This is a genomic window from Psychrobacter sp. ANT_H56B (assembly GCF_008369245.1).
Classification (GTDB): domain Bacteria; phylum Pseudomonadota; class Gammaproteobacteria; order Pseudomonadales; family Moraxellaceae; genus Psychrobacter; species Psychrobacter cryohalolentis.
In genome coordinates this window covers 526,740-552,525 of the sequence record NZ_VOBF01000001.1, presented here as the reverse complement: position 1 = coordinate 552,525, position 25,786 = coordinate 526,740, and the positions used below count along the sequence as shown (strand labels likewise).

Annotated in this window: 22 protein-coding genes; 20 read left to right on the top strand and 2 right to left on the bottom strand. The window is 41.6% G+C overall.

What is annotated here, in order from left to right; translation table 11 throughout:
• Positions 1-43 precede the first annotated feature (43 nt).
• From proB to FQ082_RS02180, 15 genes are all read left to right on the top strand, one after another.
• A complete protein-coding gene (proB, locus tag FQ082_RS02250) occupies positions 44-1,216 on the top strand; it encodes a glutamate 5-kinase (RefSeq protein ID WP_133104456.1) in 1,173 nt (390 codons plus the stop codon).
• Positions 1,217-1,343: 127 nt separating this feature from the next.
• Positions 1,344-2,480 carry a uroporphyrinogen decarboxylase gene (hemE, locus tag FQ082_RS02245; RefSeq protein WP_149491876.1) on the top strand — a complete coding sequence of 379 codons (1,137 nt, stop codon included), beginning with the start codon at positions 1,344-1,346 and terminating at the stop codon, positions 2,478-2,480.
• Positions 2,481-2,572: 92 nt separating this feature from the next.
• Complete coding sequence (gene argC / locus FQ082_RS02240; protein ID WP_149491875.1) at positions 2,573-3,640, top strand: N-acetyl-gamma-glutamyl-phosphate reductase; 1,068 nt, start codon at positions 2,573-2,575, stop codon at positions 3,638-3,640.
• A gap of 232 nt (positions 3,641-3,872) precedes the next feature.
• The gene (locus FQ082_RS02235) at positions 3,873-4,628 is read left to right on the top strand and encodes a hypothetical protein (RefSeq protein ID WP_262498124.1); all 756 of its coding nucleotides are present in this window, start codon (positions 3,873-3,875) and stop codon (positions 4,626-4,628) included.
• A gap of 127 nt (positions 4,629-4,755) precedes the next feature.
• Positions 4,756-5,163, top strand: a complete 408-nt coding sequence (locus FQ082_RS02230; RefSeq protein ID WP_011514003.1) for an ATP-dependent Clp protease adaptor ClpS — start codon at positions 4,756-4,758, stop codon at positions 5,161-5,163.
• A gap of 532 nt (positions 5,164-5,695) precedes the next feature.
• Positions 5,696-8,233 (top strand): ATP-dependent Clp protease ATP-binding subunit ClpA, encoded by a 2,538-nt coding sequence (gene clpA / locus FQ082_RS02225; RefSeq protein ID WP_149491873.1) that lies wholly within the window; start codon positions 5,696-5,698, stop codon positions 8,231-8,233.
• A gap of 138 nt (positions 8,234-8,371) precedes the next feature.
• Complete coding sequence (locus FQ082_RS02220) at positions 8,372-9,109, top strand: uracil-DNA glycosylase (RefSeq protein ID WP_149491872.1); 738 nt, start codon at positions 8,372-8,374, stop codon at positions 9,107-9,109.
• Complete coding sequence (tadA, locus tag FQ082_RS02215; protein ID WP_149491871.1) at positions 9,110-9,703, top strand: tRNA adenosine(34) deaminase TadA; 594 nt, start codon at positions 9,110-9,112, stop codon at positions 9,701-9,703. It begins immediately after the preceding gene.
• A 177-nt stretch (positions 9,704-9,880) separates the two neighbouring features.
• Positions 9,881-10,636, top strand: a complete 756-nt coding sequence (gene cmk / locus FQ082_RS02210) for a (d)CMP kinase (RefSeq protein WP_149491870.1) — start codon at positions 9,881-9,883, stop codon at positions 10,634-10,636.
• 309 nt (positions 10,637-10,945) lie between these two features.
• On the top strand, positions 10,946-12,637 hold the full coding sequence (gene rpsA, locus FQ082_RS02205) for a 30S ribosomal protein S1 (RefSeq protein WP_149491869.1): 1,692 nt from the start codon (positions 10,946-10,948) through the stop codon (positions 12,635-12,637).
• Positions 12,638-12,954: 317 nt separating this feature from the next.
• Complete coding sequence (locus tag FQ082_RS02200) at positions 12,955-13,263, top strand: integration host factor subunit beta (RefSeq protein WP_041753160.1); 309 nt, start codon at positions 12,955-12,957, stop codon at positions 13,261-13,263.
• A gap of 159 nt (positions 13,264-13,422) precedes the next feature.
• Positions 13,423-13,851 carry a LapA family protein gene (locus FQ082_RS02195; protein WP_149491868.1) on the top strand — a complete coding sequence of 143 codons (429 nt, stop codon included), beginning with the start codon at positions 13,423-13,425 and terminating at the stop codon, positions 13,849-13,851.
• 75 nt (positions 13,852-13,926) lie between these two features.
• Positions 13,927-14,625 carry an orotidine-5'-phosphate decarboxylase gene (gene pyrF / locus FQ082_RS02190; RefSeq protein WP_149491867.1) on the top strand — a complete coding sequence of 233 codons (699 nt, stop codon included), beginning with the start codon at positions 13,927-13,929 and terminating at the stop codon, positions 14,623-14,625.
• 122 nt (positions 14,626-14,747) lie between these two features.
• Positions 14,748-15,545, top strand: a complete 798-nt coding sequence (locus tag FQ082_RS02185; protein ID WP_149491866.1) for a metallophosphoesterase — start codon at positions 14,748-14,750, stop codon at positions 15,543-15,545.
• A 165-nt stretch (positions 15,546-15,710) separates the two neighbouring features.
• The gene (locus tag FQ082_RS02180; protein WP_149491865.1) at positions 15,711-16,547 is read left to right on the top strand and encodes a histidine phosphatase family protein; all 837 of its coding nucleotides are present in this window, start codon (positions 15,711-15,713) and stop codon (positions 16,545-16,547) included.
• A 128-nt stretch (positions 16,548-16,675) separates the two neighbouring features.
• Here FQ082_RS02180 and rpsT read toward each other — a convergent pair whose 3' ends face one another.
• Positions 16,676-16,942, bottom strand: a complete 267-nt coding sequence (gene rpsT, locus FQ082_RS02175) for a 30S ribosomal protein S20 (RefSeq protein ID WP_011513993.1) — start codon at positions 16,940-16,942, stop codon at positions 16,676-16,678.
• Between the two features lie 528 nt (positions 16,943-17,470).
• On the opposite strand from rpsT, the gene FQ082_RS02170 reads away from it, so the two are divergent.
• The 5 genes from FQ082_RS02170 (at position 17,471) to FQ082_RS02150 (ending at position 25,216) form a co-directional block, all read left to right on the top strand.
• On the top strand, positions 17,471-18,172 hold the full coding sequence (locus FQ082_RS02170) for an NAD-dependent epimerase/dehydratase family protein (RefSeq protein WP_149491864.1): 702 nt from the start codon (positions 17,471-17,473) through the stop codon (positions 18,170-18,172).
• A gap of 129 nt (positions 18,173-18,301) precedes the next feature.
• On the top strand, positions 18,302-18,817 hold the full coding sequence (gene rraA, locus FQ082_RS02165; protein ID WP_188018897.1) for a ribonuclease E activity regulator RraA: 516 nt from the start codon (positions 18,302-18,304) through the stop codon (positions 18,815-18,817).
• Positions 18,818-19,046: 229 nt separating this feature from the next.
• Complete coding sequence (mfd, locus tag FQ082_RS02160) at positions 19,047-22,778, top strand: transcription-repair coupling factor (RefSeq protein ID WP_149491862.1); 3,732 nt, start codon at positions 19,047-19,049, stop codon at positions 22,776-22,778.
• A 234-nt stretch (positions 22,779-23,012) separates the two neighbouring features.
• Entirely contained in the window at positions 23,013-23,444 is a 432-nt protein-coding gene (locus tag FQ082_RS02155) for an HIT domain-containing protein (RefSeq protein WP_011513989.1), read from the top strand.
• Positions 23,445-23,797: 353 nt separating this feature from the next.
• Positions 23,798-25,216, top strand: coding sequence for an adenylate/guanylate cyclase domain-containing protein (locus FQ082_RS02150; protein ID WP_149491861.1), 1,419 nt, complete (start codon positions 23,798-23,800; stop codon positions 25,214-25,216).
• 143 nt (positions 25,217-25,359) lie between these two features.
• On the opposite strand, the gene fdx is transcribed toward FQ082_RS02150, so the two are convergent.
• Complete coding sequence (gene fdx / locus FQ082_RS02145) at positions 25,360-25,698, bottom strand: ISC system 2Fe-2S type ferredoxin (protein WP_149491860.1); 339 nt, start codon at positions 25,696-25,698, stop codon at positions 25,360-25,362.
• Positions 25,699-25,786 lie beyond the last annotated feature (88 nt).

Sequence of the window (25,786 nt, the reverse complement as noted above, 5' to 3'; positions counted from 1 at the left end):
GATGTATCCCCATGATTAATTTACCATAGCAACAGGAGTTTATATGGCAGTTGGCATAGAGAACACGATAGAAGAAGCAAGGTTTGTTGAGCAAGCTCGTAACTTTGATATTCAGCGCGTTATTGTCAAGATTGGCTCATCGTTATTAACCAATAATGGTCGAGGGCTCGATCGAACTGCCATTTACGAATGGGCAAAGCAGATCGCGCAACTCCATAAGCAAGGCGTAGAGGTACTGCTCGTATCTTCAGGTGCTGTCGCTGAAGGGGTGGTGCGTATGAATCTTGAGGAGCGTCCTAAAAAACTGGCGGCATTACAAGCCTGTGCATCTGTCGGACAGATGGGTTTGATTGAAACCTGGTGGTCAGCATTGATTCAACATGGTATTCAAAGCTCACAGTTACTGCTAACGCATGATGATTTGTCTAACCGTAGTCGCTATCTTAATACTACTGGTGCGCTTACGCAGCTACTAGAATGGCGTGTGCTGCCGGTCATTAATGAAAATGATACCATTACTATTGATGAGATTAAGTTTGGTGATAACGATACTCTGGGGGCGATGGCAGCGGCGATGGTCAATGCCGATTTGTACATTATTTTAACCGATCAAGAAGGTGTCTTTACTGACAATCCACGCCATAATCCTAATGCCAGAATGATCCGTCAAGAGCGTGCGATGGCTGATTATTTATTTGATATTGCAGGTGATGGCGGCAAGCTTGGGCGCGGCGGTATGTTAACCAAAATTCGTGCTGGTCGTCTTGCTGCTATGGGTGGCTGTCCGACGGTGATTGTGAGTGGCGCTATTGATGATGTGATCACTCGAGTAGTATCAGGCGAAGCAGTTGGTACCTTATTGACGACCAATGATCAAGACAAAATCATTGCTCGCAAGCAGTGGCTTGCCGCGCATTTGCGTATGTCGGGCTCTTTAATTGTTGACGCAGGTGCAGCAAAAGCGGTAGTTGAGCATCAAAAGAGCTTACTGCCAGTTGGCGTGTCTGAAGTGCGTGGTGATTTTGATGAAGGCGATGTGGTCGAAATCGTCCATCAGGATACTGGTGAGCGTATCGCCGTTGGTCAAGTCAACTTTTCTTCTCGCGATGCCTGCCGCGTTGCTCGTGAACGTACTGAGCAGTTCGATCGTATCCTTGGTAACAATGAAGAACGTGTCGTCATGGTACACCGTGATAACTTAGCATTGACGATGTAAAAAGATTAATATCTATAGAGCTATAAATATCTTGATAATAAGCGCTTTGCTATTCTTTCCTTTAACGTAATTTATCCAGTGTTATATGCGCTTTGGTGACATATAGTGCTGTTTTGGAGATTTGTACATGAGTGCTTCAGACAATAATAATTCGCTTGAGCAAAGATTTGCGCCTTTGAAAAATGATAGATTGCTACGAGCACTTCGTTTTGAGCCGATCGATACCACACCTGTCTGGATGATGCGTCAAGCTGGTCGTTATTTACCAGAATATAAAGCGACCCGTGCTGAAGCAGGTGATTTTATGAGCCTGTGTAAAGATACCGCGCGTGCGACAGAAGTCACCTTACAGCCATTACGTCGTTATGATTTAGACGCGGCTATTTTGTTCAGTGATATATTGACCATTCCTGATGCCATGGGGTTGGGTCTCTATTTCGAAGCGGGTGAAGGTCCTAAGTTTAAACATCCTATTCGCCAGCAAGCTGATTTGGATAGATTGCCTGTGCTCGATGTTAATGATTCTCTTGACTACGTAATGCGTGCAGTAACCAGTATTCGTACTGCGCTCAATGGGCAAGTGCCGTTATTTGGCTTTTCTGGTAGTCCGTGGACACTTGCCACTTATATGATTGAAGGTGGTAGCTCAAAAGATTATCGCTATACTAAAGGCTTCTTGTATAATAACCCTGAGTTTTTACATCAATTGTTAGATAAATTGGCGACATCTGTTATTGATTATTTGGATGCCCAAGTTGTGGCAGGTGCGCAGATATTACAGATATTTGATAGTTGGGGCGGCGCTCTTGGTCATCGCCAGTTTATTGATTTCTCACATGCTTATAATAAGCGCATTGTCGCTGAGTTAAAGGTACGCCATCCTGAAATACCAGTAGTATTATTTACTAAAGGCGGCGGGCTATGGCTTGATATTCAAGCGGATAGTGAGGCGGATGCATTGGGTTTAGACTGGACAATGCCGATTGATCGTGCCCGTCAAGTTTTGACCGAAAGTCAGCGTCAGTTAACCAAGCATCATAAAAAACTACAAAGTAGCAAAGCCATTCAGGGTAATTTAGACCCAGCAACTTTATACGGCTCTCCAGCGACTATCCGTGCTGAAGTCAATGCGATGCTCGATAGTGCTTATGCTAACGGTGAAAAGACCGGTTATGTGGCAAATCTAGGTCATGGTATTACCCAGTGGGTCAATCCTGACAATGCCAAAGTGTTCATCGATGCGGTACATGATTATAAAATCTAAAAAGTACAATTTGAGATATAGTCTCTGTTATTGGGCAGATTCTATATCTCATATTTATTAAGTAATAGTAAAGTAGCAGAAAAGGATATCTTATGATTTCAGCAGCGATTGTTGGTGGCACAGGCTATACGGGTATTGAGCTGATTCGCTTATTATCTGCCCATCCTAAAGTATCTATTGATTTGCTAACCTCTCGTAGTGAAGCTGGTACACGAGCTGATGAGATATTCCCAAGCTTACGCGGTATATCAGATATCGTCTTTAGCGACTTAGGTGACGATACGCTGGCGACACTACAACAGTGCGATGTGGTATTTTTTGCCACGCCGCATGGCGTTGCAATGAAACAAGCAGAGGCTTTGACTCAAGCTGGGGTAAAAGTCATTGATTTGGCGGCAGATTTTCGTTTGCAGTCATTGAGCGAGTTTGAGCACTGGTATCAACAACCACACGCTTGTCCTGAGTTATTAAAAGCTGCCGTCTACGGCTTGCCTGAAGTCAATCGCGCCAAAATCGCTGAGGCATTGGTGGTTGGCAACCCAGGTTGCTATCCGACTACAGCTATCTTAGGCTTAAAACCCATTATAGATTTGCAGAATCAGCAGGCAGTAGCGTTGATTGAATCACGCATTGTTATCGATGCCAAATCTGGTGTTTCTGGCGCTGGTCGCCAAGCCAGTCTTGCACTGAATTATGCAGAAAGCACAGACAATTTTAAAGCATATAGCGTTGAAGGTCATCGCCATTTGCCAGAGATTGAGCAAGGTGTTGCCCAATTACTAGACAGTCAGTTTAACCATCGTATTCGTTTTTTGCCGCATCTGGTACCTATGATACGCGGTATGTTGAGCTCTATCCATATGGAGCTGACCGATGCAGGTGCTTTAGTGGATTGGCAACAAGTATTTGAGCAAAGCTATGCATCAGAACAATTTATAGATGTCATGCCAAAAGGGCTGTATCCCGATACTCGTAGTGTACGTGCCAGCAATCGATTGCGTATTGCTGTTCATCAAGACAATGAGCGTGCCGAATTAACGGTCATTGTCGTACAAGACAATTTAGTCAAAGGGGCAGCTGGGCAAGCAGTGCAAAACATGAATGTCATGTTTGGACTTGATGAGTCTCTTGGTTTAAATTTTGCGCCCATCGTTCCTTAACAGATGTTTACTTATGACTAAATTATCCTCATTTATGATACTAGGTATTGATTATAAATTCCGCTATAATAACTTGCCTTTCCTGTTAAGAGATACTGCCTAAATGCGTTTTAAGAGTGTACTACGCTTTTGCTCACTGCCAGCACGCCCATCGTGCCAAGACTCTGTTTCGTATAAATTGGAGCGTAGCTTACATTGTTCATCTCTGAATACTGAAACTCAGCGTAGTGTTATGAAGCATTACAGCATTGCTCGCTCGCAGCAGGGCGCTTCCACATTGGTGTTAGCGTTATTTGTGATTGCGATATTGGTGACAGCAATTGTGGCATTAATATTTGGTCACAAACTTGGTTATCAACGTGGCTATTATTCAATGCAACATGAAACCCAGCAAGCAGTCATTACCAGCAAAGAGTCGCTCCAAGAGCTAAAAGATTTACGCGTCAGTCATAAAATAGCGACCAATGAAGTTGCTACTTCTAAACAAGAATTAGAAATAAGTTTGGCAAACTTAAAAGAGTTACGCGAAAATCAGCAAGCCATTATGGTTGAAAATAGACAGGTAGCGCAGCTCAATGACCTCTATGCTGAGATTGTGAGTGAGAAGGGCGGCATGCCTTTACAGATACTAGGTGCAAAGATTGAACCCTTACCTGAAAATGCCTTTGAATATGGTTTCGATATAGGTATGCTCGCAAGTGATGGTAAAGCCAAACGTTTGAATCCAACGCTGACTTTGCTTGATGATGATGATTTTGTAGAAGTGCCATTAGAGCCCGTCAGCTACACGATTGAAGGCGTGACGCGTATACGTGGTCGCTTTACAATGCCAGCGGGTTTCAAGCCGTTGCAAATCAAGCTAAATCTAAAAGCCGCTGGTCAAGAAGTCGAGCAGCTGTATGATTGGAAGCTTGGTGCTAAAGTTGATAATATGCCATTATCACTGTTAGATTTGCCAGACGTCGATGAAAGCCCTATTGAGCCTTAAGTCTTATGGAGCATTAGTTGTCGTAGCTGCTAGCCAGATATCTAGTGCTACTCCTTATTTTTAACGATTTTATAGTCTCTTAAAGATAACCATTCATTAAACCTACTGATTCATCTGTATTCCAATTATGATAAAACAAACGATAGCAAGAGCGACGCCAATCACATCAGATTGGCACTTTCCACATATACCCATGCGTCTTGCGCAAGTGGGTGAGCCTGAAGGTGAAACAGCCCCGCAGGCTGATGTATTGGTAGCAGAGCCGGAAGTCGCCAAGCCGCCTATGTATGCTGTGGTGATGTATAATGATAATTACACGCCGATGGAATTTGTCGTCTATATTTTACAATCTGAATTTCGTCATAGTATGGATTCGGCCGTTGAGATTATGTTGACGATTCATAATAGCAGCAAAGGTATTGCTGGTATTTATCCTAAAGATATTGCTGAGACCAAGGCCAAAAAAGTTAACAGTCTGGCACATCGCGAAGGCTATCCATTATTGACCCAAATCGAACCGCATCAAGGCGAGTAAAGCCTTACTCTAATTTTTGATGACGTATGTTTATCTCAAGTTCACTATATTTTAACTATATATCTTTAATATTTTCAATAAAATATATTCTTCTAGTGTTTTTAGAGCAAGTTTATTTAAGCACAAACTTGCTCTACACCTCTCTTTTTTAAACTAGCTTAGACTTTCTTATATAACCGCTTTTCTCATTATTGCCTGTATTTATTCTCTTTTTGCATTATTCAAATTCTTGAATTATCTGTAGCTTTAGTACATGCGCTCTATTATTGTTGAATGAATATTATCATTGAAAAATGGTCTAGGGACACTTCGATACATTTTAGTATGTGTTAATAGATTGACTATATCTGAGTATCATGTTGAGATAAAGAAAAGTGAGGATCATAGCCAAGCCATAGAAGCCATTATTTAACAGCGTCATTTAATAATACTCATATTGCCCTTGAACAATCCATCCACCGCCCTGATTTACTTACTAACTCATTCATAAAGCTATCAATTATAAAGATAGGTATAACCGTAGGAAGTCGTTATGTTAAGTCGTCATCTTGAAGTTTCTTTGCGTTTAGCAATGACACTTGCGCGCCAAAAATCGCATGAGTATCTCACTGTTGAACATCTTTTACTGGCACTATTAGAAAATACGCACGCTGCCAACACATTGACGGCCTGTAATGCAAATGTCTCAGCACTACGTACTGAGCTTGAGGCTTATATTAATAAGCATACTCCAACGGTCGATCCTGATACTGAGCAATCCCCGCAGCCGACCCAAAGCTTCGATCGTATTCTACAACGGGCAATTTTTCATGTGCAGTCTATTGGTGGCGGTCGTTTGGTTGAAGGTTCGGATATTCTGGTGTCGATGTTTTCAGAACATGATACTTATGCGGTTTATTTGCTCAAAAAACAGGGCATCAGTCGTCTTGAGCTGACTCAGTATCTATCACATGGTCAAGATAAAGATGAGCCATCTGAGCCGCGTGCTTCTATGACGGGTGAGCGCCGTAGTAGTGCCTCAGAAAAAACCAGTAAAGATCCGTTGGTTGAGTTTGCGACCAATTTAAATCAGCGTGCTGCTGAAGGTAAAACAGATCCATTGATTGGGCGAGGTCCTGAGATTGAACGCGCCGCGCAAGTTTTGTGTCGCCGCCGCAAAAATAATCCACTATTGGTCGGTGAGCCGGGTGTTGGTAAAACCTCTATTGCTGAAGGGTTGGCGTGGTTGATTATCAATGATAAAGCCCCGAAACCACTCAATGGTTGTGTAATTTATAGTCTTGATATTGGCTCATTGATTGCGGGTACTAAATATCGCGGCGATTTTGAAAAACGTATGAAATCGCTATTAGATGCGCTGAAGAAAAAACCCAATGCTATCTTGTTTATTGATGAGATTCATATGATTATTGGCGCTGGCTCATCAATGAGCAGTAATATGGATGTGTCCAACCTGATTAAACCAGCACTTGCCAATGGTGAACTGCGTTGTATCGGTTCAACCACTTTTACTGAATACCGTCAAGTGTTTGAAAAAGACCATGCCTTATCGCGTCGCTTCCAAAAGATTGACGTGAAAGAGCCAAGTGTTGATGATACGATTGATATTTTGCGTGGTCTGAAACCGCGGTACGAGGAGTTCCATAATGTTGTCTATACTGATGAAGCACTAGTTACTGCCGTTCAATTGTCAGCGAAACATATCCATGAGCGTTTTTTGCCGGATAAGGCTATTGATGTTATTGATGAGGCTGGCGCTTATAAGCGTTTAGGGGTCGTGGCTGATGCAGACGATATAGAAGCGGAAGAAAGTTTCATTGCTGATATAGAGCAAGAGTTTGATGCACAGATTGAGGCTGATATTGACGGTCTCGACAGTGATACTTATAGTGATAACGAAATGCAGGATGAGGCAGATGTTGCGAAAGCCAATGATCGTGCAAAATCGTCTGTTGATAAGAATGCAAAAGGGAAGCGCGCTCCGATAAAAATTGATGTAGCAGATATCGAAGCGATTGTTGCCAAGCTTGCACGTATTCCGCCCAAGTCAGTATCTAGTGATGATAAGAGTATTCTTCAGCATCTAGATCGTGATCTTAAGCATCTGGTATTTGGACAAGATGAAGCGATTGCGACTCTAGCAGATGCGATTAAGCTGTCTCGTGCTGGTCTGAAAGCACCAGATAAGCCAATCGGCTCGTTCATGTTTGCTGGTCCGACAGGGGTTGGTAAAACGGAAGTTTCTCGTCAATTGGCAAATCTGTTGGGTGTTGAGCTGGTGCGCTTTGATATGTCAGAGTATATGGAAGCACATACTGCCTCACGTTTGATTGGTGCGCCTCCAGGTTATGTGGGTTATGATCAAGGTGGTCTATTGACTGAGAAAATCAATCAGCATCCGCATTGTGTGTTATTGTTTGATGAGATCGAAAAAGCGCATCCGGATGTCTTCAACTTGTTATTACAAGTGATGGATCACGGTACATTGACGGATAATAATGGTCGGGTTGCTATCTTTAAGCAGGTCATTGTTATTATGACGACCAACGTCGGTGCTGAGAGTATCAGTCGATCTTCTATGGGCTTTACCCAGCAAGATCATAGCCGTGACAATACAGAATCACTCAAGCGTGTGTTTACTCCGGAATTCCGTAACCGTCTTGATGCTATTATCCAGTTTAATCCGCTTGATACCTCAGTCGTTGTATCCGTGGTTGATAAATTCTTGGTTGAGTTACAGGTACAACTTGACGATAAGCAAGTTACTTTAGAGATTGATGATGAGGTACGTGATTATCTGGCAGCTAAAGGCTATGATCGCTTAATGGGCGCACGTCCAATGCAGCGCCTGATTCAAGACGAAATCAAAAAGCCTCTGGCAAATATGATTCTATTTGGTGATTTAGTGAATGGCGGGGTTGTACATTTAACCTTGGAGCCAGAGGCATCAGATGGTGATACTGTGAAGCTTGATAAGTCGTCAGATAAAGGGTCAGCGGATAGCCGTATTATATTGACTGTTGTTGAGACTCATGAGCCACGTCCAGACTCCGAATCATTAGCCAGTTAGGTTATTTTTCGCACTATGATAAAAACGGTTACTGCGGTAACCGTTTTTTTTATTGCTAATATATATGACCACGCAACCCTAATATTTTGTTAATATCAACCTTAACGCATCCTGATAACAAATAAAAAAGGATTCATCATGGAATTATTTGACGTACAACCCACAAAAACAGTCGCGCAAAAGCAAGCGATTCTCGACAATGTACGCTTGCCAGAAGATTGGAAGCAGGCGTTAGCAGAAGAGTTAACCTCGGACAATATGGATAGCTTGCGAGCTTTTTTAAAAGAAGCCTATCAGTCAGAGGATGGTATTTATCCCCCAGCACAGCTGATATTTAATGCGTTTAATTTGACACCTTTATCACAGGTGAAAGTTGTTATCTTAGGACAAGATCCTTATCATCGTCCTGGACAGGCAATGGGGCTGTCCTTTTCTGTCCCTAAAGTTATCCCAAAGCCACCGTCACTTAACAATTTATTGAAAGAGATGGCGGACGATATTGGCATCAAACCTTCAGCACATGGTGATTTAACGTATTGGGCACAGCAAGGCGTATTATTGTTAAATAGCTATTTGACAGTAAGAGAAGGCGATCCAAACAGTCATCAAAATCAAGGCTGGGAGAAGTTCACTGATGCGGTTATTGATGTTATTAATGAGCAGACTGAACATACTGTTTTTATTTTATGGGGCAGTAAAGCTCAGAAAAAAGGCAAGTATATCAATACTGATAAACATCTGATTTTGACGGCAGTACACCCATCACCACTTGCTGCTAATCGTGGTGGTTTCTTTGGTTCTAAGCCGTTTTCAAAAACCAATGATTATCTGGTGCAATATGGTCAAACGCCTATCGACTGGCAATTACCACAGTAAATGAAAAATTTTCTAAACACTAATTTATTGCCTTACCAGCTAATACATAGTCCATTTACTAATGGTAATCCGCTGATAGGTGAGCAGATCAAAACAGCTCTATTTTGGTCAGTTGAGGATATCAAGTGGATGACAGAGGCGCTAAAACTTGCCAAGCAAGGCGCTGAGAAAGAAGAGGTGCCAGTAGGAGCTGTCTTGGTACATAACCAGCAAATTATTGGTCAGGGATTTAATGAGCCGATTGGACGCTGTGATGCGACGGCTCATGCTGAAATCGTAGCGTTAAGAGATGCTTGTACACGCTTAAAGAATTATCGCTTACCCCTAAAGACGACCTTATATGTGACTTTAGAACCTTGTACTATGTGCATGGGTGCGATGATTCATGCACGTGTAGATAGATTGGTATATGCAGCACATGAGCCAAGAGCAGGGATGCTTGGTAGTCAAATGAACTTGGCTGAACAGCCTTTTTATAATCATCGTATGCAAGTCGATGCAGGCTTGTGCCGTGAGCACAGCAGCCAGATGCTCAAAGATTTTTTTCGGCAGCGTAGAAAAGTGGCAAAAGCCAATCGCAAGATAAGCGATTAACAAGATATGATTCTTGCTGCTAGTGATAGGTCGCTTTGTTTGCTATAATATCGCCCTATTTACTTATTAATAGAGTGATTTTCTTATAATGCTTTGATAAGTAAGTGAAAAATGCCTTATTTATACTTTTATGATTATTTATGTGGTTATAGAAAGTACCGACTTTAAGTGAGTATTATGACTGTTGCCAACTCTAATGCGATTATTAACAGTGAGAAGCCCTTATTGCATTATCCTGTTATTTGTATTGATGGGCCAAGTGGCGCAGGTAAAGGCACAGTTACATGGCGCTTAGCACAAGCTTTAGGGTATCAGCTACTTGATTCAGGTGCGTTATATCGTATCGTTGGACTTAAGGCGTTTGAAGCTGGATTGATTACTGCTGATGCAAGTCAGACCATTGATGAGATGGCTGTATTAGCGTTAACTCAAAGCTTAGAGATTGCCTTTTTACCTAACAATGCATCAGGACGTGTCGATATTATCGTGAATGGTGATGCAGTAGGTGATCAAGTTCGTAATGAAACGGTTGGCGGTTACGCATCACAGATAGCAGTATTTCCAAAAGTTCGTCAAGCATTGCTAACGCTGCAACAAGATATGGCAAATCGTTCAGGATTGGTTGCGGATGGTCGTGATATGGGTACAGTCGTGTTTCCAGACGCTGACGTTAAGGTGTTTTTGACAGCCAGTGCTGAAGCGCGTGCCGAGCGCCGTGCCACACAGCTACTAAATGCAGGTCAAATAGCAGACTTTGATGCAATATTAACAACGATTAAAGCCCGTGATGATCGTGATGAAAACCGTACAACGGCACCATCAAAGCCTGCAGCAGATGCGCTATTATTAGACAGCTCTGACTTAGATGCTGATGCGGTTTATGAGCAAGTAAAACAATATTGTCAGGATAAAGGTATTTGCTTCAATAGCTAATAATAACAAGGTAGTAAGTATGAAAAGGTTTCCTATAGGATTGATTTTAGTATAAAATTACAGTAGTAGACGCCAGTAATCTTTAGAAAATAATGGAATCTACTGTTTAAAGGTCATAATTTAAAAAATATAACGCATTTTAATATAAGACAGTTGTTGTTAGTGAGTTTGCTGACGCATTCGCTTATTAGCAACAAACGTTTTTATATATGACTGCATAGGATATAAAACCAGTATTCTCGTTTTATACAGTCATAAATTTGATCCGTACTGTGCTGGACAGGATACGGCTATACAAAGGTAGACATAATGGAATCATTTGCTGAACTATTTGAAGCGAGCATCGAAGAAACAGGTCTGGATATCGAGCGTGGCTCGGTTATCACCGGTACTGTTGTCGCCATCGATAACGACTGGATCACTGTTGATACGGGTCTAAAATCTGAAGGTATCGTCGCTCGTGAAGAGTTTTTAAGCGAAGAAGGCGAACTTGAAGTTGAAGTTGGCGATACAGTAGACGTAGTGGTTGAAGCGGTTGATAACGGTATGGGTCAAACCTTACTGTCACGTGAAAAAGCCAAACGCGTTGAAACTTGGAATTTCCTTGAAAAAATCTCTGACAATGATGAGATTGTAAAAGGTATTATTTCTAGCAAAGTAAAAGGCGGCTTTACTGTAGATATCGGTTCAGTACGCGCTTTCTTGCCAGGTTCATTGGTAGATGTACGTCCTATCCGTGATACGACGCATCTAGAAGGTAAAGAGTTAGAATTTAAAGTTATCAAACTTGATCAAAAACGTAACAACGTTGTCGTTAGTCGCCGTGCCGTTATGGAAGCTGAAAACTCAGCTGAGCGCGAAGAGCTATTGAACAAGCTTGAAGAAGGTATCGAGATTGAAGGTATCGTTAAGAACCTAACTGATTATGGTGCATTCGTTGATCTTGGTGGTATTGATGGTCTATTGCACATCACTGATATGGCATGGCGCCGTATTAAGCACCCATCTGAGGTTGTTGAAGTTGGTCAAGATCTTAAAGTTAAAGTACTTAAATTTGACCGTGAGCGCAATCGTGTCAGCTTAGGTCTAAAACAACTAGGTACTGATCCTTGGGATAACGTTGGCGGTACATACCCAGTGGGTAGCGTTGTTAAAGCTCGCGTAACCAACTTGACTGATTATGGTTGTTTCGCTGAAATCTCTGAAGGTATTGAAGGTCTAGTACACGTATCAGAGATGGATCATACCAACAAAAACATCCATCCGTCGAAAGTTGTTCAAGTGGGTGATGAAGTTGAAGTAATGATCCTTGATATCGACGAAGAACGTCGTCGTATCAGCTTAGGTATCAAGCAAACTCTAGCTAATCCATGGGATGAGTTTGATAAGAAACATGAGCGCGGTGATAAAATCACTGGTACGATCAAATCAATCACTGACTTCGGTATCTTTATCGGTCTAGATGGCGGTATTGATGGTCTAGTTCACTTGTCAGACATTTCTTGGAATGAAACTGGTGAAGATGCTATCCGTAACTACAACAAAGGCGACACCGTTGAAGCAATGGTATTGTCTGTAGATTCAGAAGCCAATCGTATCAGCCTAGGCGTGAAACAATTAACGTCAGATCCATTTAACGAATACCTAGTCAACAATGACCGTGGTGCTATCGTTAATGGTAAAGTAAAAGAAGTAGACGCTAAAGGTGCTACTATCGAACTTGCTGATGAAGTTGAAGCGTATCTACGTGCCTCTGAGATTCAACGTGACCGCGTTGAAGATGCGACTAAGCATCTAACTGTTGGTGATGATGTAGAAGCGAAAATCATCAGTGTTGATCGTAAAACACGTAACATCAGCCTGTCTATCAAAGCGAAAGACGAAGCTGAAGAGCGTCAAGCGATTAAAGAGTTAAGTAGCACAACTACGACTAGTACTACTGCTGGTTCTGATGCACAACCAAAAACGATTGGTGACTTGATCAAAGAACAAATGCAGTAAGCTATTTACCGCTAATGTTATGATCTTATAAAAGAAAGCGACTCCGGTCGCTTTTTTTTATGGCTAAATTTTAGTATTAACGATAATTGATACAGTTTTTTCCTTGATAGAGGAACTCTTGTTTCCAATTTCCTTCAATATCCGCTATCATTTACAACATCGAGTAACGAGATGTAAAATCAGATCCAAGTCATTATAAATGAACAGATATTTAGTCAACAATCGCGTGGTTGTCAGCTAAGATTTTATAGTATCTGTGGTAATCATTTTAGTTATTTCCATCATCTTATCTATCAATGAACAAGGCAAGTGTGATAATGCAGCAAACAATCAATAAGTCCGAATTTATTAGTAATCTGAGTGCAAATTGTGACACGATGACAGATACCGTTGTCGATGACGCCGTACGCGAGATATTAAACTTGATGACTCATACGCTCGCCAATGATGGTCGAGTAGAAGTGCGTGGGTTTGGCAGTTTTTGTCTTCATCATCGCCGTGCTCGTATGGGTCGCAATCCTAAAACGGGTGAAAGCGTACCAGTACCTGCAAAAGCAATTCCGCATTTTAAGCCAGGCAAAGCATTACGCGAAGCCGTAAACGAAAAAGTAGCAGGCGGACAGTAAGCCAGTTGAAGTAATATAAGATATTCTACCGATCTACTACTAAAGTATGAGCCGATTTTTCTTATTTATACCAAATCTTTTATAACGTAGTAATATCAATCAGTATGGCTTAGTTTTTATCCATTTATCTGTTCTATTAAAAACTTAAGGAGACGTCTGATGCGTATTTTATTATTAGTGTTGCTATTTTTGAGCTTCGCCTACTCGCTAGGTTTGGTATTGGCAAATAATACTGAAGTTGGCGTCAATCTTTTGTTTTCGCAAGCACCAACGATGAATTTAGGCTTGCTAATGATACTTTGTCTCATACTTGGTATCGTTATAGGTATCTTGTTAGCACTGCTAATTTTCCGTGTTTTGCAAAATAAGTGGGAAATATCGCGTCTACAAAAGGCAAATACCAATTTGCAAGAGCAGATAACCCAAGCCAATATGGTGATTGATCGTCAAGCGAATGCGCCTACTGTAGAAGAGGCTGTTTATGGTGCAACAGCGGTCAATGTACAGGATATGACAATGCCCAATGCTCATCCCAACGCCAATGTGCATGATGGGTCAAGTTTGACCAAGCAAAAACGCGATTACTAATAATTTGTAATATGCATTTTCACTGCTGATTATAAATATAATAATTTGATAAACCTGATATAAAGAAGCATAACAATGAACAACGCAATTAATTCTCCTGTCATCGTTGCATTAGATAATATGACAAAGGATGCCTCTCTTGCATTAGCTGACCAATTAGATCCGGCATTATGCCGATTGAAAGTAGGTAAAGAGCTGTATACCCACTGTGGTCCTGAGATAGTCAGAGCATTGCATCAGCGCCAATTTGAGGTTTTTTTAGACCTTAAATTTCATGATATCCCCAATACCACTGCACAAGCAGTATTGGCTGCCGCTGAGCTTGGTATATGGATGGTCAACGTTCATGCAAGTGCCGGCCACGATGCGATGTCATTGGCAAAACAGCGCTTGCTAGATAATGATTTTGACACGCTATTGATAGCAGTGACTGTCTTAACATCTATGGACAATGAAGCACTCATACAAACGGGCATCACCGACGGCTTAGAGGCACAAGTGAGCCGCTTAGCACAATTAACCAAGCAAGCAGGTCTCGATGGTGTAGTATGCTCAGCACAAGAAGCAAAGGCATTAAAGGCATTATGTGGTCAGGACTTTAAACTGATTACGCCTGGTATTCGTCTGCTAGATGATAATGCTGATGATCAAAAGCGTATTTGTACGCCAAAACAGGCATTACTTGATGGCTCTGATTATCTGGTGATTGGGCGCTCAATTACTCAAGCAGTAGATCCTGCAGCGAAATTACAGTTAATACTCCAAAGTCTCTAACTTTTCAATCAGATACTTCAGTCAAAAAGTAAAAAGACAGCCTAATCCGCTGTCTTTTTACTTTTTGTACCTAGATGAAAAGGTGCTAAACTATTTATGTTTATTTAATGATATAGGCTGCTATGAAATTACAGATTTTGAGTGACTTACATATTGACAGTTATATACGTCAATCCCATCCGATAGGGCATATCCCCAAAACCGACGCAGACATCGTACTGGTGGCGGGAGATACAGCAAATAGCGATATTGGTATGCCATGGCTACAAGAGCAAGCAGCGCGCTTACAAGTCCCTCTAATCACTATCGCTGGTAATCATGAGTACTTTAATGAAGACGTGCTGCATTTTGATAAAAAGCTGGCGACTTGGGACAATTATGATAGTAAATCCAAGCAGGGCGTACGATTTTTGCAGTGTCAGCATATTGATATCGGAGAGGTGCGCATTTTAGGTTGTACGCTTTGGACAGATTATCAATATCAAGCCAATGAAGAGACTAGGGCAGTAGCAATGCGCTTTATGCGTGACTACAAACAGATCTATGCCGGCAGCGAGCTGTTTTCACCTGAAATGTCGATACAGATTCATGCTAAGCAGCGTCAATGGCTTAAACAAGCGTTGATAACGGCAAAAGCACTGGGCAAAAAAACCGTGGTAATGAGTCATCATAGCATCAGTCCATTATCTGTCTCTGAGAAGTATGCTGAGCTACCAAGTAATGCCGCATTTATCAGTGATTTATCAAGCTGGATGTATGAAGAGTGGGCACCAGCACTATGGGTGCATGGGCATACGCATGAAGCATTTGATTACCACATTCATAATACGCGCGTTATCGTCAATCCGCGTGCTTATCCAAATGAGGTTAGTAGTACGGCATTATCGTTTACATGGGATAGAGTAATTGATATCGGTTAGTCAAACGTAATAAATATGAGTATTTCTTTTTTAATTTCACCGTGTCATAGCGTCTTATTTCTAATAAAATTAACGGGTCTGCTCTCAATATATTTGCTTTAGATTATATTGCAATTGGACTTATATTTGGTTCATTCCTGTCGAAAAATCTGATAGGCTTGTGTGATGAGTAAACTTCCTAACAACACCACATCGAGCCTATCCGCTGAGAAACTTGCGAGTCATACTCCAAGTGCACCAGCGCCCTCACATCTTCCTGATAGTATGATGTCGTCGGTCAGGTTGTTGCCTGAGGATAAGCGCCTGATTTTATTTACCAGACATTCCCTGCGTGAGCGCTCTGATGGTAATGGCTTTGCCAGTTATCAGCTGCCATTGACACCCAAAGGTCGTGTATTGGCAAAATCTTGGGGTCGTTGGTTGGCAGGACATCTGCCGTATTCGCTCGATGTTGATAGCATCTCAAGCCCGATTGGTCGCTGTCTTGATACGGCGCAGCTGATGCAAGAAGGGGCAGGACTACGGCGTGATATCGCGCACCAGTCATTGCTGGTTGAGCCTGGTAGCTTAGTGACCGAACCTAATATTGCAAATCCCATCTTTAAAGAGATTGGTGTTCTCAATTTTATCAATCGATTCTTGCAAGGCAATCTTGAAGGCACCAAAAATGCTTATCAGGGCGGTCTCGATATTCTATCGCTTTTTTATCAAAATCAGCCGCAACACGGGCATCTAATGCTCGCTGTCAGCCATGACACTTTGTTATCTGCATTCTTAGCGGTGATGTTTGATGTTGTTGAGATTGATTGGAACGATTGGCCAAAAATGATGGAAGGGGTATTTTTATGGTTTGATGACAAGCCATTCGAGCAGGCAAGTGCATATTTTGTCTGGCGCGGTGAAGTTTATGTACGTCCAATACACACTTTGCTTGAAGCCTACCGTACTGCTGGCTTTCATCCAAATAAACTATTATTGCCACCAGAAGTAAAATGGACATAAGCGCTATTTACGAAATTATTAATTACTTTTGAGCAGGCATAAAAAAACCTTGCCCCAGTATTAGAACCAGTGACAAGGTTTTAGTTATGATGTTATCGAAGCATCATATGGTCTAAACGCAACCAATCTTAAGCTAGTAAGCCTTTGATGGTTTTGTTTAGGCGGCTCTTACGACGAGCAGCTTTATTCTTATGAAGAATACCTTTGTCAGCCATACGATCAAGAACCGGTACCGCTTTTTTGTAAGCTTCGGTAGCCGCGTCATAATCTTTAGCAGCGATAGCCGCGTCAACACGTTTCAAATAAGTACGAACCATAGAGCGTTGTGACGCAGAGTTCTGACGACGTTTGGTGTTTTGACGGGCGCGTTTACGAGCTTGTGCAGTATTAGCCACGCGAATCTCCTTGATAAAGACAGATAAAATTATGAATGTGGATTGCAATAAAGGGTTTAACCATCATCGATAACGAGCAGCCGTCTCGCCGAACATGATGTCGATGCCTACTATTAAAGTATCTGATAGTAATAAATCATCGCAAGCGCCAAAACTGTTTGGAATAATTAAACAGCGTTGACGTGTAAAGCCGGTTATCTTAGCAAATTATCGCCCTTAGGACAATAAGTTTGATGATTAATGCTTAAAGAAGTTACGGCATTACGTGGATGAGGGGGATTTTATGCCTTGAATAGGTATTTATAAAGGTATTTATCATAATATTGAGTGAGTATTTGAGTCTAAACGAGCGTATGAGCTGAGTGAAACTGTTTGCTGATAAAATCTCTTACAATAAATCATGCATAATAGCCTCGATGATTGATTAATTTAGGTATGATACTACAGTGGTCAGCGTCACCGACGGGCTTTAAAAAGTCACATTTTTGACGATCATAAGTATTCCAACACTCTATAAATGGATAGGATATGCAGCGAAAAGCAATGGTAATAGGTGCAACGGGATTGGTCGGCCAACATCTTGTAAAGCAGCTGAGTGAGATTTATGACACATTAATTGTGATTGCACGGCGTCCTCCTCGCTACATCAATGCGAGCATGCGTTTTTATCAGGTGAATGATTTTGACAACTTAGCCGAAATCTTTACAAGCATTGGCGCTGATCGAAAAACGGATGCTTTTAGTTGCTTGGGCACCACCAAAAAACAAGCAGGTAGTGATGAAATTTTTCGCAAGATTGACCATGATTATAATGTTGGTTTCGCCAAACTTTGCCAAGAGAAAGGCGTTGAAAACTTCTTTTTATTGTCCTCGATGAATGCGGACATCAACAGTCGCTTTTTATATAATCGCGTAAAGGCTGAAACGGAAGAGTCCATAATGGCATTAGGGTTTGCCCAATTGGTTATTTTCCGTCCGTCGTTACTACTTGGTAAACATAAGGGTCGTCCGCTTGAAAGTCTGGGACAAAAAGCCTTTCAGCTTATCTCGCCATTGGTGTCCGAGTCATTATCTTTACATCCTATTTCAGCTAAGCGTGTCGCTAGTGCCATGGCGATGAGCGCCCATGATATCTATCATCGCAGTAAATACCGCAGCGAACCCGCGATTAAAACCACTGATATTATCGAAAATAAACAGATGCTTGCGATGACCCGCGTAAAACATTAAGCTATTAATCAGATAACTTTTACATTTATTACTACTACAATAAATAGCCTAAGTAATGTTTAAGTTTAATAAGTCAAAACAATTTAACCATAACAGACAAGGAGTCTCACCATGCCAGAATCAGCAACAATGACCAAAGAAAACTTTGTAACTTGTGATTTATTAGATGCCAATCCTGAATCACAGGTATGCCTGCCTAATATCGAAGGTAAATCGTTTTATAGTTTTGGCGGTAAAGACAAATTCTGCGGTGAGATTGTGACCGTCAAATGTTTTGAAGATAATAGTCGCGTCAAATCGTTGCTTAACAGTGATGGTAAAGACAAAGACGGTAATGGCAAAGTATTAGTCGTTGATGGTGGCGGATCTATGCGCTGTGCGTTGTTAGGTGACATGATTGCACAGTCGGCTATTGATAATGGCTGGGCAGGGGTTGTGGTGTATGGCTGTGTTCGTGATGTTGATGATATGGCAGCAATGGATATCGGGGTCATGGCGCTTGGTTGTATCCCGCGTAAATCAAATCGCCGTGATGAAGGTCAAACCGATCTTGAAATCAGCTTTGGTGATTTAACGCTAAATTCTGGTATGTTTGTCTACGCAGACAATAACGGCATTATCGCTAGTGACAAGCCATTAATTTAAAGGCAAAGTCTGTTTTTGAAGAACTCCCTATAAAGACTTCAGCTTGCGAGCCGAGGTCTTTTCGTTTATCGGCGCTATTCTTATCCATAAATCTTTATTTTATAAAGTGTTTTGCTCTTTATATTTTCTATAATAATGCTATGTGACAAACCGTTACGGCATAAATTTTGGTAATTGCGCAAATATTCGTATAATAGCTTTCTGACTCTTAACCTTGATCTTACTCTTTATGCCTATCACTGCTTTGACTGACGCCTTTGCCCCGATTAACCAGCAATTATTCCCTATCCAAAATGCCCAGCGCCGCTGGCTTGCACCTGTACATGGTGCAGTCAGCAGCTTATGGCTGGCAAGTTTAGTACAAGCACCTATATGGAATGTTGCCGAGCGTCTAAAAGTCGTAGTGACGCGTGACCAAAATCAGCTGAATCAAATAGAGACAGAACTGGCGTTTTGCGGCGTAGATGCTCATGTATTTCCTGATTGGGAGACGCTGACCTATGATGAGTTGTCACCGCATCAAGATATTGTCAGCGAGCGTATCAATTTATTAACTGATATGCCAACGTCAGGCGTGCTATTGATATCTGTGCAAGCATTAATGCACCGTGTTGCGCCACCAAGCTGGTTAATTGGACAGCATTTTGATTTAAGTGTTGGCGATCAATTTGATATCAATACCCAACGTAGCTTATTAGCAAAAGCAGGTTACCGAGCGGTAGATAATGTCTTTGAGCCGGGGGAATTTGCGGTACGTGGTAGTATCATTGATATCTTTGCCATGGGTCAGCCATTCCCGCTACGTCTAGATTTATTCGACGATGAAATTGAAACCATTCGCTTTTTTAATCCGCAGACCCAACGGACATTGACCGTTGATGATTTAAAGTCAATGATGAGTGGTAACGATAGTAGTATGGGCAAAGAGTCATTGTCGCTACTGCATAAACTGCCAGATATCTCAAAGCCTATTAAACAGTTTCAGATCCTACCCGCAAAAGAGTTTCCACTTGATGAAGGGCGTGAAACCTTTCGTACCAATTTTGCTGCCATGTTCCCCAATAGCAATAGCCGTAAATTCGAATTACATAAAGATGTAATGGCAGGCATTGCGAGTAGCGGACTGGAATATTATCAGCCACTGTTTTTTGATTTAAAAGATTGGACGGTAGAGAGTAGTTTATTTGCTTATCTGCCAAGCAATACGCTATTTATCACTGATGAGCTAATTAACGAGAAACAAGCGGATTATTGGTCGCAAATCCAGCGCCGCTATGAAGAGCGTCGTCACGATATTGATAAACCTATTGTCGCCCCTGAGTTGCTGTATTTATTGTCAAATACTCTTAACGAGCATCTCAATCATTATCCACGGGTGATACTCAGTGCACGTAATGAACTGTCGACAATGAATGATGCATCTGCGATTGACGAGACAGTATTGGAGAGTCCATTACAGTTATCTGAGCAACCACAGTTAGATTTTGTTCAGAATAAGCAACAAGGCTTGGTCACCTTAAGTGCGCAAGAGCCGCCACAGTTGGCCGTCAATCATCAAAAAGCAGAGCCACTTACTGAGCTGCTAGCGTTTTTAGAGCTACAAGCGCAAACAGCAACACCAGTATTGATTGTCGCTGAAACAGCGGGTCGCCGTGAGATTCTTATTGAGCTGTTTAAAGGTAAAATCGACATCAAGGCTTATGACAGCTTTGAAACGTTTTTAGCCGCCGATAAAAGCACTGGTTTTAAAGATAGCAAGTTGCCACAGGTTGGTCTAACGGTTGCACCTATTGAACGTGGCGTCTATGTTCCTGAGCGCTTGGTGTTGATTAGTGAGACACAATTATTTGGTCGGCAAGTGCTGCAAACGCGCCGTCGTCGCCAAAGCGGTGTATCAGAAGAATTCTTGGTTAAAAGCGTGACTGAAATAACTGATGGCAGTCCAGTCGTCCATATTGAGCATGGCATTGGACGTTATAATGGTTTAATAACCTTAGATGTCGGAGATGGTGAGCAAGAATTTATTCACTTAAAATACGCTGATGATGCCAGTATTTACGTGCCGGTTGCCAATCTGCAAATGATTAATCGCTATAGCGGCGGCGACCCAGCGCTTGCACCATTGCACAAGATTGGTAGTGGAAAATGGGACAAAGCCAAGCAAAAAGCGCTCGAGCAAATCCATGATGTCGCAGCTGAGTTGCTTAATATACAAGCACGGCGTGAGGCAAAGGTCGGTATTCATTTTAAAATAGATATCTCGCAATACGAGCTGTTTGCTAGTCAGTTTGCCTTTGAAGAAACACCGGATCAAGCCAGCGCTATTCATGCAGTCATGGAAGATATGAAGCAGAATCAGCCCATGGATCGTCTCATCTGTGGTGATGTAGGTTTTGGTAAAACGGAAGTAGCCATGCGCGCGGCATTCATTGCGGTCAGTGCTGGTTATCAAGTAGCGGTGCTGGTGCCGACTACCTTGCTAGCCGGTCAGCATGAAGACAATTTCCGCAATCGTTTTGCTGATTGGCCAGTACGTATTGAAACGCTTTCGCGCTTTGGCGGTAAAAAACATCAAGACACTGTGCTAACAGACCTGGCGGCAGGCAAGGTTGATATCGTCATTGGTACGCATAAGTTATTACAGCCCGATGTAAAGTTCTCTAATCTAGGTCTAATGATTGTTGACGAAGAACATCGCTTTGGAGTGCGCCATAAAGAGCGTATTAAGGCGATTCAGACTGATGTCGATAGTATGTCGATGACAGCGACGCCCATCCCGAGAACGCTCAATATGGCGCTCTCGGGTATGCGTGATATGTCGATTATTGCCACGCCACCAGCCCGTCGTCTTGCGATTAAGACCTTTGTCATGCAGAAGACTGACGCTTTGATGAAAGAGGCTATCTTGCGTGAGCTGTTGCGTGGTGGACAAGTTTATCTATTGCATAATGATGTGGCGAGTATTGAGCGCATGGCAGAGACCATACGTGAACTGGTGCCTGAAGCGCGAGTAGGGGTCGCTCATGGGCAAATGCAAGAGCGTCAACTAGAACAAGTCATGCAGCAGTATTATCATAAAAAATTCAATGTGCTAATTTGTTCGACCATTATCGAAACCGGTATTGATGTACCGAATGCTAATACCATTATTATAGAGCGCGCGGATAAGTTTGGTTTGGCTCAATTACATCAGTTGCGTGGTCGCGTGGGTCGAAGTCATCATCAAGCTTATTGCTATTTACTTGTACCGTCTATTAAGGGGCTTAAAGGGGATGCCAAGCGCCGATTGCATGCTATTGAGCGCGCTAACACATTAGGTGCAGGCTTTATGCTGGCAAGTGAAGATTTAGAGATTCGCGGTGCTGGGGAAATACTTGGTAAGCAGCAAAGTGGTAATATGCAGGCAATTGGTTTCAGTCTATATATGGATATGCTGGAGCGAGCAACGAAGGCGATTAAAGCCGGTAAAGAGCCTGATTTAAGTACACCATTATCGCTAACCAGCGAAATTAATCTGCATAGCTCGGCACTGATACCAGAAGAGTATCTGCATGATGTGCATCAGCGTTTGTTATTTTATAAACGTATTGGCAATGCCGATGATAAAGAAGCATTGACTGATATTCGAACTGAAATGATTGATCGTTTTGGTGTTTTGCCAGACCAGACCAAGCAGTTATTTGCGGTTCATGGTCTACGCATACAAGCCGAGCCTTTGAAAATTAATAAAATTGATGCCAATAGTAATAGCATGACATTAGAGTTTGCACCCGATACCCCGGTCGATGCTTTGGCGATTATTAAACTAATTCAAGCAAATGGGCAGCACTATCGTATGAATGGTGCTTCTGGCATTCGCTATCAGGATGCTGATAAATTGGCAACACCGCAGCAGCGTGTCACGGTGATTCAAGAGTTATTAAGCTATTTTAGCAAGCATATGGTGGTAGAGTCGGTTTAGGATATTCAATCATCACTATATACCATGGAAAATAGCTGTTTAACCTTTACCTTATAGACTAAGAGATTTAAAAAGCAGGACATTTAGACAATAAATCATGACGCTATTTTATCGATTGGATAACTGATAAAATAGCGTCACTGTATTTTTACCTTAAATATCTGTTTTAAATTTTAAGCCTAATCTTTCTTCCTTATTCTTTTACTTGAGTTTCATAACAAGAGAACCGCCATTATGTTCCAACTTCATCATAAACTTGCTGCCGATAGTTTTTTAGTGGGTGATTTTCCACTATCAACCTGTCGCTTAATCAATGATTGCCAGTTTCCATGGTTGATATTGGTGCCACGAGTATCAGGCATCAAAGAATTGTATGAATTGTCTGAGGCAGACCAAACGCAGTTTTTGCGTGAATCGAGCTGGTTATCAAGTCAGCTCGCTAAAACTTTTCAGGCAGATAAAATGAATGTGGCAGCACTCGGTAATCAAGTACCACAGCTTCATTTTCATCATATTGTCCGCTATCAAAACGATATGCAGTGGCCAAATCCGGTATGGGGCGTTCCTGCAGTGCCTTATAGCAAAGAAGTATTGGCGCAAATGCAACAGACTTTGATGATGGCACTGCGCGGCCATCATCAAATGCCGTTTGATTGGCAGATGTAACTCACTACTTAGTGATAGGTTTAACATTGCTTGGTACATGTCAATTAAAAGAAGTCAGATATATTATCTGGCTTTTTTGCCATTAGCTCGAACTTGATATTTATGTTTAGTACAAAGGTCTTGAGATGATGATTTCATTGGCTTTGGTAACAAAATAAATGACAAACGGTATACTTTGAGGACTCAATGACATAGCTGTTAATAAAATTAAAACGTATAATATGCAAGTTAACTGTTTAATTTCTCTTATATTATTTATAAGCATAAATATTTTTTATAAGGATAAGGTACATTATCTATACTATCTTTATGAGTACTTTCAATGATTTTACTGATTTAAGCGAATAGCTCTCATGGCACTTTTGGACACCTTTAGCCCAAAAAAATCTATACAGGGTACTGATGTCTGTCGATTTGATTATCCTGAAATCTTTGTTCTCATACTCAGCGTGATACTGCTCGCTATCCATTTTGACTTCAGTCCAACTTCGATGGCCCTTTTAATCGTCGTCTGCTTACCTAGCCTCATGATTTTAGTTTATAACTTTCGTCGTCAAAAAAGCTTTTGGACGTCTAATATAGTTATTATTTTATTGTCTTCTGTTATTGGTTCCATTCAGCTTTGTCCCATTATCTCATTAAGTTTAGCGTCGTTGATCGGATTGCGTATTATTATTAGCAGCCCTGAGAATCATCTAAAGCTGGTTTCTGTATCCATCGTTACCATCATTATTTTTTACTACGTTAGTGTCATCTTGAGTAGTGCCGAGGTAGATTGTCACACCAGTTGGATAACGCCTATCATCTTGCTAGCAACGATGCTTGTAATGCTTTGTCACTTTCGCCATATATATTATGAGTATATCCATTATGAGGCACGGGCTGAGCAAGTGGTTGGGCGCTTAAGTACGATGGTGTCGGTAATCAATAAGTTGACACGTTTCGTACCACCGCAAGTATGGGAGCCTATTGTCAAAGCGGACGGTCCAGTTACTGTTGCTAATAAACGCGCTAAGTTGACGATTATGTTTTCAGATATCGTTGGTTTCACTGAGCTGTCTGATAGCTTAAGTGCAGATAATTTGGCTGATATTTTAAACACTTATATGCATTGTATGACTTTGATCGCCAATAAACATGGGGCAGTATTAGATAAGTTTATTGGTGATGGCATGGTGTGTTTTTTTGGAGAGCCAAATAGCCGCGGTCCGCGTCAAGATGCCTTAGATTGCGTAGCTATGGCAATAGATATGCGCCGTGAAATGCGCACATTGAGGCAAAAATGGCGACTGATGGGCTTTGAGGGATTATATATACGCGTAGGCATTAGCACAGGCTACTGTCATGTTGGTAACTTTGGTAGTAATAATCGTCTGAGCTATACGCTGATTGGCAAAGAGGCCAATCTGGCTTCAAGGCTTGAAGCTGTCGCTGGTAAGGGCGAAATATACATTAGCGAGAGCACTCACGACTATATCGCTCATGATTTTGACTGCGAATACGCAGGTGCTTTCCCGCTAAAAGGTTTTGATGATAAAGTAAGTGCTTGGAAAGTATTAGATCCAGATGAAAATAAAGGCAAGTTATCGAAATGGGTAGACCACACGCTTCCAGGTTTTAATCTGCATTTGAACTTTAGAGACATGCAAGATAACGATTATCAAGATATTAGAAGTCGTCTTAATCTTGCACTTGCACGTATTGAGCAAGAAGAACAATCTGCCGCTATTAAAATTGATGCAGCCAGCAAAAAAGAAGGGAAGCATAAATAATTTGTAGCAATACTATAATGATAGTAAATAATTTTCTTTGCTCATGAATAGATTGTGATTACTTAAAGTATCAGATATTGGAATAGGAAAAAGCCAGCTATAAGACATAGTTGGCTTTTTTATGAGTATAAAGTCATCAATAATTAGTGATTTTCTTTAGCATGGTTCAAAGTGTACTTAGGAATCTCAATGACTAAATCGTCATCCTCAAGCATCACCTGACAGGACAAGCGTGAATCAGGCTCCAGTCCCCAAGCACGATCGAGTAAGTCGGCTTCGATATCATCCATCTCATCCAAGCTATTAAAACCTTTACGTACGACGACATGGCAAGTTGTACAAGCTTTTGACATCTCGCAAGCATGTTCAATCTTGATGCCTTTTTCTAGTAAGGCTTTACATAAGTTTTCGCCTGCTGCTAATTCAACTTCGATGCCTTGAGGGCAAATTTCATGATGGGGTAGTACAGTGATTTTTGGCATAAGGTAGTCTATCCGGTGCTAATCCATTTAAAATAACATCTAAAAGTATAAAAATATGCTTAATTTGACACGTCAGTAATATGGTAAC

Bases quoted from the DNA above. Each gene is read 5' to 3' on its own strand.
- FQ082_RS02230 (WP_011514003.1), top strand. From the start codon at position 4,756: ATGATAAAACAAACGATAGCAAGAGCGACGCCAATCACATCAGATTGG.
- clpA (WP_149491873.1), top strand. From the start codon at position 5,696: ATGTTAAGTCGTCATCTTGAAGTTTCTTTGCGTTTAGCAATGACACTT.
- cmk (WP_149491870.1), top strand. From the start codon at position 9,881: ATGACTGTTGCCAACTCTAATGCGATTATTAACAGTGAGAAGCCCTTA.
- fdx (WP_149491860.1), bottom strand. From the start codon at position 25,698: ATGCCAAAAATCACTGTACTACCCCATCATGAAATTTGCCCTCAAGGC.
- FQ082_RS02185 (WP_149491866.1), top strand. From the start codon at position 14,748: ATGAAATTACAGATTTTGAGTGACTTACATATTGACAGTTATATACGT.
- proB (WP_133104456.1), top strand. From the start codon at position 44: ATGGCAGTTGGCATAGAGAACACGATAGAAGAAGCAAGGTTTGTTGAG.
- mfd (WP_149491862.1), top strand. From the start codon at position 19,047: ATGCCTATCACTGCTTTGACTGACGCCTTTGCCCCGATTAACCAGCAA.
- tadA (WP_149491871.1), top strand. From the start codon at position 9,110: ATGAAAAATTTTCTAAACACTAATTTATTGCCTTACCAGCTAATACAT.
- rpsA (WP_149491869.1), top strand. From the start codon at position 10,946: ATGGAATCATTTGCTGAACTATTTGAAGCGAGCATCGAAGAAACAGGT.
- argC (WP_149491875.1), top strand. From the start codon at position 2,573: ATGATTTCAGCAGCGATTGTTGGTGGCACAGGCTATACGGGTATTGAG.
- FQ082_RS02220 (WP_149491872.1), top strand. From the start codon at position 8,372: ATGGAATTATTTGACGTACAACCCACAAAAACAGTCGCGCAAAAGCAA.
- FQ082_RS02150 (WP_149491861.1), top strand. From the start codon at position 23,798: ATGGCACTTTTGGACACCTTTAGCCCAAAAAAATCTATACAGGGTACT.
- FQ082_RS02195 (WP_149491868.1), top strand. From the start codon at position 13,423: ATGCGTATTTTATTATTAGTGTTGCTATTTTTGAGCTTCGCCTACTCG.
- FQ082_RS02155 (WP_011513989.1), top strand. From the start codon at position 23,013: ATGTTCCAACTTCATCATAAACTTGCTGCCGATAGTTTTTTAGTGGGT.
- pyrF (WP_149491867.1), top strand. From the start codon at position 13,927: ATGAACAACGCAATTAATTCTCCTGTCATCGTTGCATTAGATAATATG.
- FQ082_RS02170 (WP_149491864.1), top strand. From the start codon at position 17,471: ATGCAGCGAAAAGCAATGGTAATAGGTGCAACGGGATTGGTCGGCCAA.
- FQ082_RS02200 (WP_041753160.1), top strand. From the start codon at position 12,955: ATGCAGCAAACAATCAATAAGTCCGAATTTATTAGTAATCTGAGTGCA.
- FQ082_RS02180 (WP_149491865.1), top strand. From the start codon at position 15,711: ATGAGTAAACTTCCTAACAACACCACATCGAGCCTATCCGCTGAGAAA.
- hemE (WP_149491876.1), top strand. From the start codon at position 1,344: ATGAGTGCTTCAGACAATAATAATTCGCTTGAGCAAAGATTTGCGCCT.
- rraA (WP_188018897.1), top strand. From the start codon at position 18,302: ATGACCAAAGAAAACTTTGTAACTTGTGATTTATTAGATGCCAATCCT.
- FQ082_RS02235 (WP_262498124.1), top strand. From the start codon at position 3,873: ATGAAGCATTACAGCATTGCTCGCTCGCAGCAGGGCGCTTCCACATTG.